Origin of the sequence: Bacillus haynesii (assembly GCF_014042035.1) — a bacterium.
In the GTDB taxonomy this organism is placed as follows: domain Bacteria; phylum Bacillota; class Bacilli; order Bacillales; family Bacillaceae; genus Bacillus; species Bacillus haynesii.
The window spans coordinates 2,206,173-2,227,601 of sequence record NZ_CP059494.1 but is presented as its reverse complement, the minus strand read 5'-3'; the positions used below and the strand labels follow the sequence as shown (position 1 = coordinate 2,227,601).

General features: G+C 54.5%; 10 protein-coding genes. 8 read left to right on the top strand and 2 right to left on the bottom strand.

The window, feature by feature from the left end:
- Positions 1–42: 42 nt before the first annotated feature.
- A complete protein-coding gene (gene map, locus H2R00_RS11060; RefSeq protein WP_182069021.1) occupies positions 43–795 on the bottom strand; it encodes a type I methionyl aminopeptidase in 753 nt (250 codons plus the stop codon).
- Between the two features lie 124 nt (positions 796–919).
- Entirely contained in the window at positions 920–2,881 is a 1,962-nt protein-coding gene (gene ltaS / locus H2R00_RS11055) for a lipoteichoic acid synthase (protein WP_154998111.1), read from the bottom strand.
- A 262-nt stretch (positions 2,882–3,143) separates the two neighbouring features.
- Between ltaS and H2R00_RS11050 the strand changes: the two genes are divergently transcribed.
- From H2R00_RS11050 to H2R00_RS11015, 8 genes are all read left to right on the top strand, one after another.
- The gene (locus tag H2R00_RS11050; protein WP_182069019.1) at positions 3,144–3,521 is read left to right on the top strand and encodes a DnaJ family domain-containing protein; all 378 of its coding nucleotides are present in this window, start codon (positions 3,144–3,146) and stop codon (positions 3,519–3,521) included.
- 71 nt (positions 3,522–3,592) lie between these two features.
- The gene (locus H2R00_RS11045; RefSeq protein WP_182069017.1) at positions 3,593–5,005 is read left to right on the top strand and encodes an alanine/glycine:cation symporter family protein; all 1,413 of its coding nucleotides are present in this window, start codon (positions 3,593–3,595) and stop codon (positions 5,003–5,005) included.
- A gap of 188 nt (positions 5,006–5,193) precedes the next feature.
- On the top strand, positions 5,194–6,606 hold the full coding sequence (treP, locus tag H2R00_RS11040; RefSeq protein ID WP_182069015.1) for a PTS system trehalose-specific EIIBC component: 1,413 nt from the start codon (positions 5,194–5,196) through the stop codon (positions 6,604–6,606).
- 74 nt (positions 6,607–6,680) lie between these two features.
- Positions 6,681–8,369, top strand: a complete 1,689-nt coding sequence (gene treC, locus H2R00_RS11035) for an alpha,alpha-phosphotrehalase (protein ID WP_182069013.1) — start codon at positions 6,681–6,683, stop codon at positions 8,367–8,369.
- Positions 8,370–8,390: 21 nt separating this feature from the next.
- The gene (gene treR / locus H2R00_RS11030; RefSeq protein WP_182069011.1) at positions 8,391–9,107 is read left to right on the top strand and encodes a trehalose operon repressor; all 717 of its coding nucleotides are present in this window, start codon (positions 8,391–8,393) and stop codon (positions 9,105–9,107) included.
- Positions 9,108–9,213: 106 nt separating this feature from the next.
- Positions 9,214–9,906 (top strand): N-acetyltransferase, encoded by a 693-nt coding sequence (locus tag H2R00_RS11025; RefSeq protein ID WP_154998123.1) that lies wholly within the window; start codon positions 9,214–9,216, stop codon positions 9,904–9,906.
- A 126-nt stretch (positions 9,907–10,032) separates the two neighbouring features.
- Positions 10,033–12,168, top strand: a complete 2,136-nt coding sequence (locus tag H2R00_RS11020) for an NTTRR-F1 domain (RefSeq protein ID WP_182069009.1) — start codon at positions 10,033–10,035, stop codon at positions 12,166–12,168.
- A 251-nt stretch (positions 12,169–12,419) separates the two neighbouring features.
- Positions 12,420–21,299 (top strand): NTTRR-F1 domain, encoded by an 8,880-nt coding sequence (locus tag H2R00_RS11015; RefSeq protein ID WP_182071061.1) that lies wholly within the window; start codon positions 12,420–12,422, stop codon positions 21,297–21,299.
- Positions 21,300–21,429 lie beyond the last annotated feature (130 nt).

Sequence of the window (21,429 nt, the reverse complement as noted above, 5' to 3'; positions counted from 1 at the left end):
CATAAAAGCCCGCGCTTCTATGAGCCGGGCTTTTTCACGTAATCAGTCAAGCTGTGTTAAAATGATCGGTTTGTTTTTCGTGATGACGATCGTATGCTCGATCTGCGCCACAAAGCTGCCGTCAGGCGTTTTAAATGTCCAGCCGTCTCCGGCTTCGATGGTATGCTCGGCTTTTGTGGAAACAAACGGCTCAAAGGCGATGACGGTTCCGTTTTTAAAGAGCGCATTATCAAACGGGTCATAGTAATTTAAGATATGGTTGGGCGCTTCATGGAGGTTCTTTCCAATCCCGTGTCCCGTCAGGTTTTTAATAACGGTGAATCCGTTTGCTTTTGCTTCATTGTATACGGCTCTGCCGATTTGGTTTTGTTTCTTGCCGGCGCGCGCCTGCAATAGCCCCTTTTGAAAAGCGTTTTCCGCAGTTTGGCAAAGCTTGTGGAGCGTTTCATCGCCTTTTCCGAGTACAAAAGAAATCCCCGTATCAGAATAGTAGCCGCCAAATTCAGCGGAGATGTCGATGTTGATCAAATCCCCTTCTTTTAAAATCGAGGATTCGCTTGGGATGCCGTGAGCGACTTCATCGTTCACACTGATGCACGTCGTTCCTGGGAAATCGTATTCTTTTTCCGGAGCCGATGCGGCGCCATGGGCTTCAAGCACTTCTTTTCCGATGAGATCCAGCTCTTTTGTGCTCATGCCGGGTGCTGCTTTTGCCTTCATTTCCTCCCTGGCTAAAGCGACGATTCTGCCGATTTTCTTGAGCCCTTCCAGCTCTTGGTCATTCGTTACAATCACAATTCATTCCCGCTTTCTTTTTTTATATTCCATTTCAAGCTTACCATATCTGCTTGCGAAAAAGGAACAGAGCGGCTTCAAGACCAAAAAAGCACCCGCTTTTAAATAAGCGGGTGCTGTCTGTTTATTGTCCGGAATCTGATTTCGTTGTTTGCGCCGCATCAGATTCTGATGTTTTCGGATTGTGGTTCGTATAGTCGTAGTCGCTCGGATTGATCGCTTTGAAGCCTTTCGGTTTATAGAAGCGCAGCAAATCTCCGTCGACGATTTTATCCGACATTTCGAGTTCTTTTTTCACGGACTCTTCGATGTTCGGATCGATGTCTTTTTCGTTCAGAAGCTCTCCTGTTTTCGTGTCATAATAGTTTCCGTTCGTTTTCGTATATTCCGGAGAAACGAAATCGCCGTTGCGGAACGGAATAATTTCACGGTGTTCCGGTGACAGAAGGTCTGAACCGCTCATCAGGTAATCTTTCGTATTCACGCCCATCAAATGAAGCAGAGTAGGGGCTACATCGACTTCGCCGCCGTATTTATTGGATTTGATTCCCTTGACCCCAGGCGCATGGATGAACAGCGGTACCTTTTGCAATTGGGCGTTTTCATATGGTGTGATGTCTTTGCCCAATACTTTGGCCATCGCTTTGTTGTGATTTTCTGAAATTCCGTAGTGGTCCCCGTACATGACGACAATCGTATTATCATACAGTCCGGCTTTTTTCAGGTCGTTGAAGAATTGTTCAATCGCCTGATCCATGTAGTTGGCCGACTGGAAATAATGGTCAACGACGCTGTCGCCGGTATCGCCGGCAGGGAAGTCTGTATCGCCTTCATCCATCTCGAACGGAAAATGGTTCGAAAGGGTGATAAACTTCGTATAGAACGGCTGTTTCAGGCTTTTCAACAGCGGCATTGATTCTTCAAAGAACGGTTTATCTTTCAATCCGTAGTTTTTCGTTTTATCTTCGCTCATATCGTAATACGTAGCGTCAAAGAATTTGTCATAACCGATGGCTTTATACATTTCATTGCGGTTCCAGAACGTTTTGTAGTTGCCGTGGAATGCCGCTGATGTATAGCCTTGAGACTTCAAAATGGCCGGAGCCGACTGCAGCGTGTTTTGCGCTTTATTAATGAACACTGACCCTTGTGATAAAGGATACAGCGAGTTGTCCATCATAAATTCCGCGTCAGACGTTTTACCTTGTCCTGTTTGGTGGAAAAAGTTATTGAAATAAAATGTTTCATTGTCGTGTGCCAGTGAATTTAAGAACGGCGTGACTTCCTTGCCGTCGATCTTGTAGTCGATCGCGAACGTCTGAAGTGATTCCAGTGAAATGTAAACCACGTTCATGCCTTTCGCTTTTCCGAAGTATTCGGCATTCGGCTTATCATGATTGGCTTTAATATAGTTCTCTACTTCCGTCACGTCGCTGGAGCTTGCCAGTGCGCGCTGGCTGTTTGACTTGATATTCTGCACCGCATCATAGATTGTGAAGTTGTAGGTTCCCAAATATTTCACAAGGTAATTGCGGTCAAAAGAACGGGTCAGAAGCTCCGGACGATCAATCTCGGCAACGGCCAGGTTGACGAGGAAGACGAGGATGCTTGTTCCCATCACAATTTTAAACGGACGCTTCGTTGTTGTTTCAGAAGGTCTGTTATAGAAAACGGCCAGCCCGATTAAAATAAAGGTGTCGATGAAATACAGAACATCAAGCGGGTGCATGAGCGAGAAGATGCTGTCCCCGAGCTGCCCCCCGTTTGTTTTTGCCTGCATGATCGTAGGCAGCGTAATAAAGTCGCTGAAAAATCTGTAATATACGACGTTCGCATATAGCAAAAAAGACATTAAAAAATGAATCACTATAATCGCTGTCTGCTGTATTTTTTTCTTGAACAAGAGTCCCAATCCAAGAAAGAACAAGCTTGAGCTAATCGGATTCACAAAAAGCAAGATCTGTTGTACTGTGTTGGTTATTCCTAAATTAAATTCAATTACATACGCAGCATAAGTTTTAAGCCATAGCAATATGGCGGCTATCAGGAAGAAGGCAAGACCTCTTTCCTTAATAAATCTTTTCAATTGTTACACTCCTTTTTTCCGGATCAGTATAAAACCATCGGAACGAAAGAAAAAAACGAATGTATAAAATATACCATGAAATACCGATTTAGAAAAGCGGAAACCGGCCTTGTGAAAAAAATCGCAAAACCCCCGGTAAATCAGGGTTTTACAGCTTTAAAAAAGATATTTGGGAATATTTTACGCTTGTCTTGCATTGGCGGGAACGCATCTTTATGGCAGACTGTTGTTAGTATATGAACGAAAAGGGAGGATGTAGACCATGGATTTTTCGAGCATCGTTTCTGAAGACAAGATTAAGCGGGCCATTAAGGACGGCGAATTCGAAGGGCTTCCGGGAATGGGAAAACCTTTGAAAAAAGACGAAGCCGCCCATGTTCCAGAGCATCTCCGCATGGCTTACCGGGTGATGAAAAACGCCGGAATGGCAGAGGATGAAGGCGCTTTAAAGAAAGAGCTGATGACGATTGACGACTTAATCGCAAAGTGCGCGGACGAAGGCGAGCGCGAGCGTTTAATTGAGAGAAAAACAGAAAACCGGCTCAGGCTCGACAGGCTTGCCGACAAAAAAGGCATGTTTTCCAAGCCTGCCTCAGCGTTTTATAAAGAAAAAGTGTACCGGAGGCTAGAGCGGAAATAAAAAGCGCTAAAAGGAGGTTTATTTCTCCCCTGTAGTGGTATTGACCCATAAACGAACAAAAGGGTGATAGGATGGAACGATTATTGAATTGGGTTGAATACATATCAGATTGGCTGTGGGGGCCTCCGCTCATCATACTGCTGACAGGGACAGGAATCTACTTAACGATCCTGCTGAAATTTTTTCAATTTCGCTATCCTCTCTATATCTTTAAGCAGACGATCGGAAGCGTCGGCAAAAAGCCGAAAGGAGAAGGGACGGTTACACCGCTGCAGGCTTTGACATCGGCTCTCAGTTCAACAGTCGGCGCCGCCAATATCGTCGGTGTGCCTGCGGCCATCATGTTCGGCGGTCCGGGAGCCGTTTTTTGGATGTGGCTGGTCGCGCTGTTTGCCATGGCGATCAAGTTTTCGGAAAGCGTCCTCGCCGTCCACTACAGAGAAAAAAATGAAGAAGGCGAATATGTCGGGGGACCGATGTACTACATTACAAAAGGGCTCTCCATGAAATGGCTCGGCGTCTTTTTTTCGGTAGCGCTGATGATCGAGCTCGTTCCGAGCATTATGGTGCAGGGAAATTCGGTTTCCGCATCATTGGCTGAGACGTTCTCGTTCAATCGTTTATACACCGGAATCGGGATTGCTTTTTTGATCGGTTTAGTGGTGATCGGAGGGATTAAACGGATTGGAAAAGTGACAGAGCTGGCGGTTCCGCTAATGGCAGGGGCGTACATCGGGGCCGGTTTCCTGATTGTCGTCATGAACCTTTCTTCTGTACCCGCATTTTTCTCTCTCATCTTTTCGAATGCGTTTACATCTTCTTCGGCATTCGGCGGCTTTGCAGGTGCGGCAGTTGCCGAAACCGTCCGCTGGGGGTTTGCCCGAGGCCTTTATTCCAACGAAGCCGGGATGGGGACGGCGCCGATCGCCCACGCGGCGGCGATGACCGACCACCCTGTGAGACAGGGATTCTGGGCGGTGATCGGCATCGTGGTCGATACGCTGCTGATATGCACGACAACCGCCTTCGTCGTGCTCGCATCAGGCGTCTGGACCGCTGAAAACGCGGCGAGCGATCCGGGAGCACTGGCTGCAGCCGCATTCCGCAGCTATTTCGGCCCTGTGGGCGGATACTTCGTCTCTGTCTCGCTCGTTTTCTTTGTCTTATCAACGATCACAGTGGTCATTTTTTACGGGGTAAAACAAGCTGAATTTCTGTTCGGACGGCTCGCGGGGCATATGATTAAATTCGTCTATCTGGGCGCCGTCATCATCGGGGCTGCCGGAGGAGCAAAGGCGATATGGGGATTCCTTGATCTTGCGCTCGTTTTCATTCTTCTTCCGAATATTTTGGCGGTGCTGCTCTTGAGCAGAAAAGTAAGGTCTTTATATGATGAGTTTTTTACATCAGAAAAGTATTATTTGAAAGACATCGGTCAGCAGGACGACGCTTATGAACGTGATGAAAAAGTGAACAATTTATGATCACAGCCGGTTGTTCCCGGCGAATAAATCGGAGGAAGCCTTGCTGTCCTTCGTTTTATGAAGGGAACGGCCGGGCTTTTTTTATTTTTGAAAGCGCTATAAAAATATGTTGACTACTTGTATATACAGGAATACAATATAGGTATAACATGTATATACAAGTTATAAGAGGAGAAGGAGGGATTGGAATGACTGATTTAAATCAATCAGCGCGACGGATTGTCGATGCTGTCGGCGGTGCAGACAACATAGCAGCGGTAACCCATTGTGTGACGCGTCTGCGATTTGCATTGCTCGATGAAAGCAAAGTCAATCAAGAGGTGCTGGAGCAAATAGATGTTGTCAAAGGATCGTTTTCAACTAACGGCCAATTTCAAGTGGTGATCGGCCAAGGAACGGTCAACAATGTATACGCGGAGCTGGTGAAGGCCACAGGAATCGGCGAATCATCAAAAGATGATGTCAAGAAAGCCTCAGAGAAAAATATGAATCCTTTACAGCGTGCCGTGAAAACGCTTGCAGATATTTTTATTCCAATATTGCCGGCGATTGTCACTGCCGGACTGCTGATGGGAATCAACAATATCCTGACGGCGCAAGACATTTTCTTCAGCGGAAAGTCGATCGTTGAAGTCTATCCGCAATGGGCGGATCTCGCCAATATGATTAACTTGATCGCGGGCACGGCTTTCGCATTTCTTCCCGCATTAATCGGCTGGTCGGCCGTCAAGCGGTTCGGCGGAAATCCGCTGCTCGGCATCGTGCTGGGCGTCATGCTTGTGCACCCTGATTTGTTAAACGCTTGGGGATACGGGGCTGCGGAGCAAAGCGGAGACATTCCTGTCTGGAATTTATTCGGTCTGGAAGTGCAGAAGGTCGGCTACCAGGGTCAGGTGCTTCCCATTTTGCTCGCATCTTATTTGCTGGCAAAAATAGAGCGCTTTTTGACAAAGCGGACGCCTGAGAGCATTCAGCTCCTTGTCGTGGCACCGATTACGCTGCTTGTCACAGGTTTTGCTTCATTTATTGTCATCGGACCGATTACGTTTGCAATCGGAAATGTCTTAACATCAGGCCTTATTGCTGTCTTTGAACAATTAGCCTTACTTGGCGGACTGTTATACGGCGGACTGTACGCCGCTCTCGTCATTACCGGAATGCATCATACATTCCTTGCCGTTGACCTTCAGCTGATCGGCTCAAAGCTCGGCGGAACATTTTTATGGCCGATGCTCGCGCTGTCTAATATTGCACAAGGTTCAGCCGCGCTTGCGATGATGTTTATTGTCAAAGATGAGAAGCAGAAAGGTCTGTCTCTGACATCCGGAATTTCAGCTTATCTCGGTATTACCGAACCGGCATTGTTCGGGGTGAATCTCAGGTACAGATTTCCGTTCGTGATCGCGATGATCAGCTCAGGGGTTGCCGGGATGTTCATTTCCTCGCAAGGGGTTTTGGCAAGCTCAGTCGGCGTCGGCGGTGTACCCGGAATTTTCTCTATCATGAGCCAATACTGGGGAGCGTTTGCGATCGGGATGGCGATCGTGCTGATCGCGCCGTTTGCCGGAACATATCTCTATGCAAAATTAAAAATGAAATAAGAGAAGGGAGAGGGGCGTGCATATTTGTCAGCCCTTTTCCCATTTCATAAAGAAGAAAACGGTGGTGTTGAAAAGTGGAAATAAAAGAAAATCCATGGTGGAAAAAAGCAGTCGTCTATCAGATTTATCCGAAAAGCTTTAAAGATACAACAGGAAACGGTGTCGGCGACATTCGCGGCATCATCGAAAAGCTCGACTACATCAAGGAGCTCGCCTGTGACGTCATTTGGCTGACGCCGATTTATCAATCGCCGCAAAACGATAACGGCTATGACATCAGCGACTATTACAACATTCATGAAGAATATGGAACAATGGCCGACTTTGAAGAGCTTCTTGAAGAGGCTCACAAGCGCGGCATAAAGGTGATCATGGATCTTGTCGTCAACCATACATCAACAGAGCACAAATGGTTTAAAGAAGCAGCGTCCGGAAAAGAAAATCCGTACCGCGACTTTTATATTTGGAAGGACATGAAGCCGGACGGTGCTCCGCCGACAAACTGGGAATCGAAGTTCGGCGGCTCGGCGTGGGAGTTTCATGAAGAGACCGGACAGTATTATCTCCATCTCTATGATGTCACACAGGCGGATTTGAATTGGGAGAACGATGAAGTCAGAAAAAAAGTGTACGAGATGATGCATTTCTGGTTTGAAAAAGGAATCGACGGCTTCAGACTTGATGTCATCAATGTCATCTCAAAAGACCAGCGTTTCCCTGATGATGATCAAGGGGACGGGCGCAGATTTTATACGGACGGGCCGAGGGTTCACGAGTTTTTGAATGAAATGAACAGGGAGGTCTTTTCAAAATATGACAGCATGACGGTCGGGGAAATGTCATCGACCACAATCGCAGATTGCATCCGGTATACAAACCCTGAAAGCCGGGAGCTCGATATGGTGTTTAACTTTCACCATTTAAAAGCCGACTATCCAAACGGGGAAAAATGGGCGCTTGCGGATTTTGATTTTCTAAAGCTGAAGAAGATTCTTTCTGAATGGCAGACTGAAATGAATAAAGGAGGCGGGTGGAACGCATTGTTCTGGTGCAACCACGACCAGCCGCGGATTGTCTCACGCTACGGCGACGACGGAAAATACCGCAAAAAGTCTGCGAAAATGCTGGCAACCGCGATTCATATGCTTCAGGGAACGCCATATATTTACCAGGGAGAAGAGCTCGGAATGACCAATCCGAAATTCGATGACATCTCTCTTTACCGGGATGTCGAGTCTCTCAATATGTACCGTCTGCTGAAAGAAGCAGGAAAGCCGGAAGCTGAAATCATCGAAATCCTGAAAGCGAAGTCTCGCGATAATTCGCGGACGCCGGTGCAGTGGAACGGTGAGGAAAATGCCGGGTTTACGACGGGGACGCCGTGGATTCCGGTGCCTGACAACTACAAAGAAATCAACGCAGAAGAAGCGCTCAGCGATCCTGATTCGATTTTCTACCATTATAAAAAGCTGAATGAGCTCCGCAAGGAATTCGATATCATCACAACCGGCGATTATCAGCTGATTCTGGAAGACAATCAAGAGCTTTATGCGTATTTGAGAAACGGAGCGGATGAAAAACTGCTGGTGATCAATAATTTTTACGGGAAAGAGACCGAGTTTCAGCTGCCGGATGATATTGATATTGAAGGCTATGATGCCAAGGTTCTCATTTCCAATGACACTGATCTTCCCGAGTCATTTAAACGCTTCAAAGTGAAACCATATCAATCGATTGTTTATCATCTTGCCAAACCATGCTAAACTAAGCGTGGTGGTAAAAAAATGAAGATCAACAAGTATATGATGATTTACAAACAAATCGCAGAACAAATCGATCAAAGCATACTGAATGCCGGAGATACCCTGCCGTCTGAAAACGATCTTGCCGAACAGCACGACACCTCGAGGGAAACCGTTCGGAAAGCGCTGAATGTGCTTGCTCAGAATGGATATATTCAAAAGATTAAAGGAAAGGGATCAGTCGTGCTGCACAGGGAGAAAATGCAGTTCCCGGTTTCCGGTTTGGTCAGCTTTAAGGAGCTTTCAGAAACGCTTGGCAAAGAGACAAGCACGACGGTCCACGAGTTCGGCTTGACGCATCCGGATGCATATATTCAAAAGCAGCTTCGTACTTCCGGAGATGAAGAGGTATGGCGGGTCGTCAGATCGCGGAATATCAACGGAGAGCGCATCATCCTGGATAAAGACTATTTTATCCGCAAGCATGTGCCGCTCTTAACGAAAGAAATATGCGAGGACTCGATCTACCAATACCTTGAAGATGAATGCGGGCTCGCCATCAGCTATGCCCATAAGGAAATTGTTGTCGAGCCATGTACGGCAGAGGATCAAGAATATTTGGATTTGAACGGATACGAGCACATTGTGGTTGTGAAAAATTTTGTTTTCCTTGATGATACGACCTTGTTTCAATATACGGAAAGCAGACACCGCCTTGATAAATTCCGGTTTGTCGATTTTGCAAGAAGAGAAAAGTAGCACGGTGCGCCTGACGGCGGCCGTGTTTTTTTATGAAGCCGTTTCTCATTACGTCCGCATTGAATATGCTACAGCAGGTGTAAATGAGAAATGGAGGATGTAAGCAATGATTCATGAAACCGTAAAGATCGGAAAGAACGTAGTATTGGGAGAGTACGCTGTTATTGAAGAAAATGTGGTCATCGGGGACAACGTAACAATCGGTCATCATGCCATTATTAAAAAGGATACTCAGATCGGCAGCGGGGTAAAAATCGGCGATTTGGCTGTCCTTGGCAAAGCGGCTTCTTCAAATAAAAAAATGGCCCGCCAGCCGAAGCAGACAGGAGCGCCTTTGCGGATAGAAGATGATGCCGTAGTCGGAGCGAGCGCTGTTATTTACCGGGACGTGCTGTTGGAACAAGGCGTCTTCGTCGGGGACATGGCGAGCATTCGCGAAAATGTCGCGATCGGCAGAGAAAGCATTATAGGACGCAACGCAATGGTTGAAAACAATACTAGAATTGGAAAGAGAGTGACGATTCAAACAGGCTGCTATATCACTGCCGATATGACGATCGAAGATGAAGTGTTTATCGGTCCCTGTTGTTCCACATCAAATGATAAATATATGGGAATGGGAAACTATCCGTATCAAGGGCCAACCATTAAAAAAGGAGCGAAAATCGGGAACAACGCAACATTGCTGCCGGCGGTCGTCATCGGGGAGCATGCGGTCATCGGAGCGGGCGCAGTCATTACAAAAGATGTTCCCGCAGGCAAAACGGCTGTGGGCAATCCAGGCCGGTTGCTGAAATGACGGTTTTTCAAACTTAGCTGTGTTATTTAACGTGACTGCATAAAATGAATGATCATAGGATATAGAGCTTCGATATCAATTAAAGATCTTGCAGCCAAAAGATGAAAAGGAATTGGAGGTGGAAAAATGTCCATTCAAAACGCGGTGATGAACGGGGGGTTTGAGACAGGTACCTTCTCGCCTTGGGTAGGCGTAAACGCATCTGTTACAAGCCAGTTTTCGCATTCAGGTTTTTTCTCTGCGAGATTTCTTGGCGGAACAGTCATATCATATATTGCTCAATTTGTTCCGGCCAGGGCTGGGGAAGGAAGCGAATTTCTTGTTTCTCTGGCAAGAGAGGGATTTCTCCCGGCGCCTTCTGTAACGATACAGGTTACTTATTTTGACAGCCAGTTTAATTTTCTCGAATACGGGTTATTTGCCATTGTGCCGTCAAGCAGAATACCGGCAGCCGAAAATGGGACATGGCTTGAAGTCTATCAAACAACCTCACCTGCTCCCCCTGGCACCGCCCAGGCATTCATTTTGATCAACAACATTCCGCAGGCGGGAACTGCAAGCGTGCTTGTAGATGATGTTGCTCTATTGAGTGTTGAGGGTGGAGGAGGTCCGACGGGAGCGACAGGAGCGACGGGTCCAACGGGAGCGACGGGTCCAACGGGCCCAACAGGAGTCACCGGAGCGACGGGTCCGACCGGAGCAACAGGAGCGACGGGTCCAACGGGAGCAACAGGGGCGACGGGTCCAACGGGCCCAACAGGAGTCACCGGAGCGACGGGTCCGACCGGATCAACAGGAGCAACGGGAGCGACCGGATCAACAGGAGCAACGGGAGCGACCGGAGCAACAGGAGTCACCGGAGCGACAGGTCCAACCGGAGCCACAGGAGCGACGGGTCCAACCGGAGCCACCGGTCCGACGGGAGCAACGGGCCCAACAGGAGCCACCGGAGCGACAGGTCCGACGGGAGCCACCGGTCCGACAGGAGCAACGGGCCCAACAGGAGTCACCGGAGCGACAGGTCCAACCGGAGCAACAGGAGCAACGGGCCCAACAGGAGTCACCGGAGCGACAGGTCCGACGGGAGCAACAGGAGCGACGGGTCCAACCGGAGCCACAGGTGCAACAGGAGTCACCGGAGCGACAGGTCCGACGGGAGCAACAGGAGCGATGGGTCCAACCGGAGCCACCGGTCCGACGGGAGCAACGGGCCCAACAGGAGTCACCGGAGCGACAGGTCCGACGGGAGCCACCGGTCCGACAGGAGCAACGGGCCCAACAGGAGTCACCGGAGCGACAGGTCCAACCGGAGCAACAGGAGCAACGGGAGTCACCGGAGCGACAGGTCCGACGGGAGCAACAGGAGCGACGGGTCCAACCGGAGCCACAGGTGCAACAGGAGTCACCGGAGCGACAGGTCCGACGGGAGCAACGGGCCCAACAGGAGTCACCGGAGCGACGGGAGCAACAGGAGCAACAGGAGCGACAGGAGCGACGGGAGCAACAGGAGCGACAGGTCCGACAGGAGCGACAGGAGCAACAGGAGCGACAGGTCCGACGGGAGCAACCGGAGCCACAGGTGCAACCGGAGCCACAGGTGCAACCGGAGCAACAGGAGCGACAGGTCCGACAGGAGCGACAGGAGCAACGGGCCCAACAGGTGTCACCGGAGCGACAGGTCCAACCGGAGCAACAGGAGCAACGGGAGTCACCGGAGCGACAGGTCCGACGGGAGCAACAGGAGCGACGGGTCCAACCGGAGCAACAGGTGCAACAGGAGTCACCGGAGCGACAGGTCCAACCGGAGCAACAGGAGCAACGGGCCCAACGGGAGTCACTGGAGCAACAGGTCCAGGAAGTCTGTTGGGAACACCGGCGCAGTCAACTGACACTGTATCACTCACAGTTGGAACAGAAACACCAATTCTAACGACAACTGTTACCTCTTCAGCCGGACAGAATATAAAGCTCGATTCTATGGCTGAAGTAGATATTATCATAGGGCCAGCTACTACTTTTGAATATAGTATAATTTTTACTTTATATAGAAATAACGGCGCTATCGCGCAAGTGTCTGTTGATTCTCAGGATGAAAAATCGGCAGGTTCAGTTCGTGTATATGGTGATGTTCCTAACCTTACATGGATTGATACACCAGGTGCAGGCACACAAACTTATGAGGTTAGAATTAATGTAACAGGGACTAACCTTTTGGCAGCCAACGTTAATACGAGAGCGCTAAATGCTGTAATATTTGACTGATTGTAAAATGAAGAGTCCCCTTTAAGTTTTCATAAAGCTTAAAGGGGGTTTTTTGTTTTATTGATAGAAAAGATTCTAAGGATATTATGGATTTTATCGATTAGATAATTATAAAATTTATCTTTTATAGCGATTGGCGTTATAAAAATTCAAAGAAATAGAGTTTTATCCAAACGGTATACATAGATATTTCATATTTTGTTTGAGGGATATTATTATCTCAATTTTTGAGAAAGGGTGGTGAAACTTGATTGCCCATTGAGAATCGAATAATAAATGGAGGGTTCGAAACCGGTTCTCTGCCACCGTGGACAGGATTTAATGCCGTAGTTACTTCTAATTTCAGCCATTCAGGGATTTATAGCGTTAACTTAGTAACTTCATCGATTGGTATCTTAGCTCAGAGCTTTCTGGTTAACCCGGGAGAGAATTTTGAATTTGTTATATCTATTTCAAAAGCTAGCAGCGCTCCTAATCCTGCGATTGTAATAACCGTAGATTATTACAACTCCTCTTTTAACTTTTTGTCGCAGGGATTAAGTTTAACAATTCCAGTAAACCGTCTATCTGCAGTAAATGTTTGGAATGAAATATATGCTACAACGAATATTGCTCCTCCTGATACCGCTATAGGGGTGTTAACTATTCAAAAACTTCCTCTTAGTGGGGGGGCACCAATACTAATTGATGATGTTGCAATGATAACAATTGATCAACCAGGAGCCACGGGCCCAACGGGAGCCACGGGTCCAACGGGATCAACAGGAGCGACAGGTCCGACGGGAGCTACTGGAGCCACCGGTGCAACGGGACCAACCGGAGCGACAGGAGCCACAGGAGCGACCGGAGCCACCGGTGCAACGGGACCAACCGGAGCGACAGGTCCGACCGGAGCCACTGGAGTAACTGGACCAACAGGTCCGACAGGAGCCACGGGATCAACAGGTGCAACCGGAGCGACGGGTGCAACGGGAGCCACCGGAGCGACAGGCGCAACGGGAGCGACAGGTCCGACGGGAGCCACGGGATCAACAGGTGCAACCGGAGCGACGGGTGCAACGGGAGCCACCGGAGCGACAGGTCCGACGGGAGCAACAGGAGCCACCGGAGCAACGGGAGCGACCGGAGCCACCGGAGCGACAGGAGCCACGGGATCAACAGGTGCAACGGGACCAACCGGAGCGACGGGTCCGACCGGAGCAACAGGAGCCACTGGAGTAACTGGACCAACAGGTCCGACGGGAGCCGCGGGAGCAACAGGAGCGACCGGAGCCACAGGTGCAACAGGTCCGACGGGCGCAACCGGAGCAACAGGAGCAACTGGACCAACAGGTCCGACGGGAGCCACCGGAGCAACAGGTCCAACAGGTCCGACAGGAGCCACGGGATCAACCGGAGCGACCGGAGCCACCGGAGCCACGGGAGCGACGGGACCAACAGGAGCGACAGGTCCAACAGGAGCAACGGGACCAACAGGAGCGACAGGTCCAACCGGAGCAACGGGAGCCACTGGAGTAACCGGCCCAACAGGTCCGACGGGAGCCACCGGAGCAACGGGAGCGACTGGCCCAACAGGTCCGACGGGAGCCACCGGAGCAACGGGAGCGACTGGCCCAACAGGTCCAACCGGAGCAACAGGTGCAACGGGACCAACCGGAGCGACAGGTCCGACCGGAGCAACGGGATCAACAGGTCCGACCGGAGCAACGGGATCAACAGGATCAACAGGAGCAACCGGAGCGACGGGTCCAACGGGAGCCACCGGAGCGACAGGTCCGACGGGAGCAACGGGTCCAACGGGAGCCACCGGAGCGACAGGCGCAACGGGAGCCACCGGAGCGACAGGAGCCACGGGATCAACAGGTGCAACGGGACCAACCGGAGCGACGGGTCCGACCGGAGCAACAGGAGCCACTGGAGTAACTGGAGCCACAGGTCCGACAGGAGCAACGGGATCAACAGGAGCGACCGGAGCCACAGGTGCAACAGGTCCGACGGGCGCAACCGGAGCCACAGGAGCAACTGGACCAACAGGTCCGACAGGAGCCACCGGAGCAACGGGATCAACCGGAGCGACAGGTCCGACGGGAGTCACTGGAGTAACTGGACCAACAGGTCCGACAGGAGCCACTGGAGTAACTGGACCAACAGGTCCGACAGGAGCCACGGGAGCAACAGGAGCAACGGGAGCCACCGGAGCGACGGGTCCGACCGGAGCAACAGGAGCCACTGGAGTAACTGGACCAACAGGTCCGACAGGAGCCACGGGAGCAACAGGAGCAACGGGAGCCACCGGAGCGACGGGTCCGACCGGAGCAACAGGAGCCACTGGAGTAACTGGACCAACAGGTCCGACAGGAGCCACGGGATCAACAGGTGCAACGGGAGCAACCGGAGCGACGGGTCCGACCGGAGCGACAGGTCCGACAGGAGCTACTGGAGCCACAGGTCCAACCGGAGCCACGGGAGCAACAGGAGCGACCGGAGCCACAGGTGCAACAGGAGTAACCGGAGCCACAGGAGCGACAGGAGCCACGGGATCAACAGGTGCAACGGGACCAACCGGAGCGACGGGTCCGACCGGAGCAACAGGAGCCACTGGAGTAACTGGACCAACAGGTCCGACAGGAGCCACGGGAGCAACAGGAGCGACCGGAGCCACAGGTGCAACAGGTCCGACGGGCGCAACCGGAGCAACCGGAGCAACTGGACCAACAGGACCAACAGGTCCGACGGGAGCCACGGGAGCAACAGGTCCAACAGGTCCGACAGGAGCCACGGGATCAACCGGAGCGACGGGACCAACAGGAGCGACAGGTCCAACAGGAGCAACGGGACCAACAGGAGCCACTGGAGTAACCGGCCCAACAGGTCCGACGGGAGCCACCGGAGCAACGGGAGCGACTGGCCCAACAGGTCCGACGGGAGCCACCGGAGCAACGGGAGCGACTGGCCCAACAGGTCCAACCGGAGCAACAGGTGCAACGGGACCCACCGGAGCGACAGGTCCGACAGGAGCAACGGGAGCGACTGGCCCAACAGGTCCGACGGGAGCCACGGGAGCGACAGGTCCAACAGGTCCAACCGGAGCAACCGGAGCAACAGGTCCGACCGGAGCAACTGGAGTAACTGGAGCAACAGGTCCGACCGGAGCGACAGGTCCGACAGGAGCTACTGGAGCCACAGGTCCAACCGGAGCCACGGGAGCAACAGGAGCGACCGGAGCCACAGGTGCAACAGGAGTAACCGGAGCCACAGGAGCGACAGGAGCCACGGGATCAACAGGTGCAACGGGACCAACCGGAGCGACGGGTCCGACCGGAGCAACAGGAGCCACTGGAGTAACTGGACCAACAGGTCCGACAGGAGCCACGGGAGCAACAGGAGCGACCGGAGCCACAGGTGCAACAGGTCCGACGGGCGCAACCGGAGCAACTGGACCAACAGGACCAACAGGTCCGACGGGAGCCACGGGAGCAACAGGTCCAACAGGTCCGACAGGAGCCACGGGATCAACCGGAGCGACGGGACCAACAGGAGCGACAGGTCCAACAGGAGCAACGGGACCAACAGGAGCCACTGGAGTAACCGGCCCAACAGGTCCGACGGGAGCCACCGGAGCAACGGGAGCGACTGGCCCAACAGGTCCAACCGGAGCCACCGGAGCAACGGGAGCGACTGGCCCAACAGGTCCAACCGGAGCAACAGGTGCAACGGGACCCACCGGAGCGACAGGTCCGACAGGAGCAACGGGAGCGACTGGCCCAACAGGTCCGACGGGAGCCACGGGAGCGACAGGTCCAACAGGTCCAACCGGAGCAACCGGAGCAACAGGTCCGACCGGAGCAACTGGAGCAACAGGTCCGACCGGAGCGACCGGCCCAACCGGAGCAACGGGAGCAACCGGAGCCACTGGAGCAACCGGAGCCACTGGAGTAACCGGAGCCACGGGTCCAACCGGAGCAACGGGACCGACAGGAGCAACAGGGGCAACCGGAGCGACAGGTCCGACCGGGGCAACGGGACCAACAGGAGCAACCGGAGCGACAGGTCCGACGGGAGCCACTGGAGTAACTGGACCAACAGGTCCGACCGGAGCCACGGGATCAACAGGTGCAACCGGAGCGACGGGTCCAACGGGAGCCACCGGAGCCACCGGAGCGACAGGAGCCACCGGAGCAACAGGAGCGACGGGACCCACCGGAGCGACGGGACCAACGGGACCCACCGGAGCGACAGGAGCAACAGGTCCAACGGGAGCCACAGGTGCAACGGGACCCACCGGAGCAACAGGACCAACAGGAGCAACGGGACCAACTGGAGCGACAGGTCCAACGGGAGCCACCGGAGCCACCGGAGCCACAGGTCCGATGGGAGCCACTGGAGTAACTGGACCAACAGGTCCGACAGGAGCAACGGGAGCAACAGGAGCAACCGGAGCGACGGGTCCAACGGGAGCCACCGGAGCGACAGGTCCGACGGGAGCAACGGGTCCAACGGGAGCCACCGGAGCGACAGGCGCAACTGGAGCCACAGGTCCGACAGGAGCCACGGGATCAACAGGTGCAACGGGACCAACCGGAGCGACGGGTCCGACCGGAGCAACAGGAGCCACTGGAGTAACTGGACCAACAGGTCCGACAGGAGCCACTGGAGCAACCGGAGCGACAGGAGCCACGGGACCAACAGGAGCGACGGGAGCCACGGGATCAACAGGTGCAACGGGACCAACAGGAGCGACGGGTCCGACCGGAGCAACAGGAGCCACTGGAGTAACTGGACCAACAGGTCCGACAGGAGCCACTGGAGCAACCGGAGCGACCGGAGCCACTGGAGCAACAGGAGCGACCGGAGCCACAGGTCCGACGGGAGCAACTGGAGCCACCGGAGCAACGGGAGCGACCGGAGCCACCGGAGCGACAGGCGCAACAGGAGCAACAGGTCCAACAGGAGCCACCGGAGCGACAGGTCCGACGGGAGCCACTGGAGTAACTGGACCAACAGGTTCAACAGGAGCAACAGGACCAACCGGAGCCACAGGTCCAACGGGAGCGACAGGGGCCACCGGAGCAACAGGAGCCACCGGAGCAACGGGAGCCACTGGAGTAACCGGAGCAACGGGACCAACCGGAGCCACCGGAGCGACAGGAGCCACAGGTGCAACGGGACCAACCGGAGCGACGGGTCCAACCGGAGCGACAGGTCCGACGGGAGCTACTGGAGCGACAGGTCCAACCGGAGCAACGGGAGCCACTGGAGTAACCGGCCCAACAGGTCCGACGGGAGCCACCGGAGCCACGGGAGCGACTGGCCCAACAGGTCCGACGGGAGCCACCGGAGCCACGGGAGCGACTGGCCCAACAGGTCCGACGGGAGCCACCGGAGCGACAGGTCCAACCGGAGCAACGGGAGCCACTGGAGTAACCGGAGCGACGGGTCCAACCGGAGCAACCGGCCCAATGGGAGCAACAGGAGTAACCGGCCCAACAGGTCCAACCGGAGCAACAGGTGCAACGGGAGCAACAGGTGCAACAGGAGCGACTGGCCCAACAGGTCCGACGGGAGCCACCGGAGCCACGGGAGTAACCGGAGCGACGGGTCCAACCGGAGCAACAGGTCCGACAGGAGCAACGGGAGCAACCGGAGCAACAGGTCCGACAGGAGCAACGGGAGCAACCGGAGCAACAGGTCCGACAGGAGCAACGGGACCAACCGGAGCGACGGGAGCGACAGGAGCCACAGGTGCAACAGGTCCGACGGGCGCAACCGGAGCCACCGGAGCAACTGGACCAACAGGTCCGACAGGAGCCACCGGAGCAACGGGATCAACCGGAGCGACAGGTCCGACGGGAGCCACTGGAGTAACTGGACCAACAGGTCCGACCGGAGCAACGGGATCAACAGGTGCAACCGGAGCGACGGGTCCAACGGGAGCCACCGGAGCCACCGGAGCGACAGGTCCGACGGGAGCCACTGGAGTAACTGGACCAACAGGTTCAACAGGACCAACCGGAGCCACAGGTCCAACAGGATCAACCGGAGCGACCGGAGCCACAGGTGCAACAGGTCCGACGGGCGCAACCGGAGCAACCGGAGCAACTGGACCAACAGGACCAACAGGTCCGACGGGAGCCACGGGAGCAACAGGTCCAACAGGTCCGACAGGAGCCACGGGATCAACCGGAGCGACGGGACCAACAGGAGCGACAGGTCCAACAGGAGCAACGGGACCAACAGGAGCCACTGGAGTAACCGGCCCAACAGGTCCGACGGGAGCCACCGGAGCAACGGGAGCGACTGGCCCAACAGGTCCGACGGGAGCCACCGGAGCAACGGGAGCGACTGGCCCAACAGGTCCAACCGGAGCAACAGGTGCAACGGGACCAACCGGAGCGACAGGTCCGACAGGAGCAACGGGAGCGACTGGCCCAACAGGTCCGACGGGAGCAACGGGAGCGACAGGTCCAACAGGTCCAACCGGAGCAACCGGAGCAACAGGTCCGACCGGAGCAACTGGAGTAACTGGAGCAACAGGTCCGACCGGAGCGACCGGCCCAACCGGAGCAACGGGAGCAACCGGAGCCACTGGAGCAACCGGAGCCACTGGAGTAACCGGAGCCACGGGTCCAACCGGAGCAACGGGACCGACAGGAGCAACAGGGGCAACCGGAGCGACAGGTCCGACCGGGGCAACGGGACCAACAGGAGCAACCGGAGCGACAGGTCCGACGGGAGCCACTGGAGTAACTGGACCAACAGGTCCGACCGGAGCCACGGGATCAACAGGTGCAACCGGAGCGACGGGTCCAACGGGAGCCACCGGAGCCACCGGAGCCACCGGAGCAACAGGAGCGACGGGACCAACCGGAGCGACGGGACCAACGGGACCAACGGGACCCACCGGAGCGACAGGAGCAACAGGTCCAACGGGAGCCACAGGTGCAACGGGACCCACCGGAGCAACAGGACCAACAGGTGCAACGGGACCAACTGGAGCGACAGGTCCAACGGGAGCCACCGGAGCCACCGGAGCCACAGGTCCGATGGGAGCCACTGGAGTAACTGGACCAACAGGTCCGACAGGAGCCACGGGAGCAACAGGAGCAACCGGAGCGACGGGTCCAACGGGAGCCACCGGAGCGACAGGTCCGACGGGAGCAACGGGTCCAACGGGAGCCACCGGAGCGACAGGCGCAACTGGAGCCACAGGTCCGACAGGAGCCACGGGAGCAACAGGAGCAACCGGAGCGACGGGTCCGACCGGAGCAACAGGAGCCACTGGAGTAACTGGACCAACAGGTCCGACAGGAGCCACTGGAGCAACCGGAGCGACAGGAGCCACGGGACCAACAGGAGCGACGGGAGCCACGGGATCAACAGGTGCAACGGGACCAACAGGAGCGACGGGTCCGACCGGAGCAACAGGAGCCACTGGAGTAACTGGACCAACAGGTCCGACAGGAGCCACTGGAGCAACCGGAGCGACCGGAGCCACAGGTCCGACGGGCGCAACCGGAGCGACCGGAGCCACAGGTCCGACGGGCGCAACCGGAGCGACCGGAGCCACAGGTCCGACGGGAGCAACTGGAGCAACCGGAGCAACGGGAGCGACCGGAGCCACCGGAGCGACAGGCGCAACAGGAGCAACAGGTCCAACAGGAGCCACCGGAGCGACAGGTCCGACGGGAGCCACTGGAGTAACTGGACCAACAGGTTCAACAGGAGCAACAGGACCAACCGGAGCCACAGGTCCAACGGGAGCGACAGGGGCCACCGGAGCAACAGGAGCCACCGGAGCAACGGGAGCCACTGGAGTAACCGGAGCAACGGGACCAACCGGAGCCACCGGAGCGACAGGAGCCACAGGTGCAACGGGACCAACCGGAGCGACGGGTCCAACCGGAGCGACAGGTCCGACGGGAGCTACTGGAGCGACAGGTCCAACCGGAGCAACGGGAGCCACTGGAGTAACCGGCCCAACAGGTCCGACGGGAGCCACCGGAGCCACGGGAGCGACTGGCCCAACAGGTCCGACGGGAGCCACCGGAGCCACGGGAGCGACTGGCCCAACAGGTCCGACGGGAGCCACCGGAGCGACAGGTCCAACCGGAGCCACGGGAGCCACTGGAGTAACCGGCCCAACAGGTCCAACCGGAGCAACAGGTGCAACGGGATCAACAGGAGCAACGGGACCAACCGGAGCGACGGGTCCGACCGGAGCAACAGGAGCCACTGGAGTAACTGGACCAACAGGTCCGACCGGAGCAACGGGAGCAACCGGAGCAACAGGTCCGACCGGAGCAACGGGACCAACCGGAGCGACGGGAGCGACAGGAGCAACCGGAGCAACGGGTCCAACCGGAGCGACAGGTCCAACGGGAGCCACTGGAGTAACTGGAGCAACAGGTCCGACGGGAGCCACTGGAGTAACTGGAGCAACAGGTCCGACGGGAGCCACGGGAGCGACTGGCCCAACAGGTCCGACGGGAGCCACTGGAGTAACTGGCCCAACCGGAGCAACGGGAGCCACTGGAGTAACTGGACCAACAGGTCCGACAGGAGCAACGGGAGCAACAGGTCCAACCGGAGCAACAGGTGCAACGGGATCAACCGGCCCGACAGGCCCAACCGGTCCACCTGGTCCAACTGGCCCGCCGGGTGAAGCAGGAATAATGGGAACGGCCGGCCCGACAGGCCCAACAGGACCTGCCAGCCCACAAACTGCTATATTCTTTAGCAACCTATTTGGTTCTACTTCTGTTTACAATCCGCCAACGATTCCTTTAAATACAGAAGTAACTGTTGTGTCGGTTCCTAATGTATCGGTCACTAGTGGCCAAAATATTAAGGTGGATTATGCATTGGCGATAGAAGCCGTAAATACTGAAAACAGTAATATAATTGTTGAAATAAGGCTATATAGAGGCGGAACTTTAGTTCAAACTAGAATATTTAATAGAAGTCTTGCGGCTGCTGGTACTCAAAGATTTCCATTAGCCAGCACAATTGTTGATACAGTTCCTGCTACCGCAACAGTTGAATATTCAGTTAGGGTAGTGGTAACAACGGCTTCGAATGTTACTTCCGCTGCAGCATTTAATAGAGATTTAAATCTCATTCGGTTCCCTTAAAGGGAGGGGGGGAAGCTAAATGGAGCTTTCCCCTTTTGAAGTTTCATATTAAGTAAAAGGACATTGGTGTTAAATTAATATATTTTGATTCTCTCGGATTTAGCTTCTATAAATGTGTGTTAATCATATG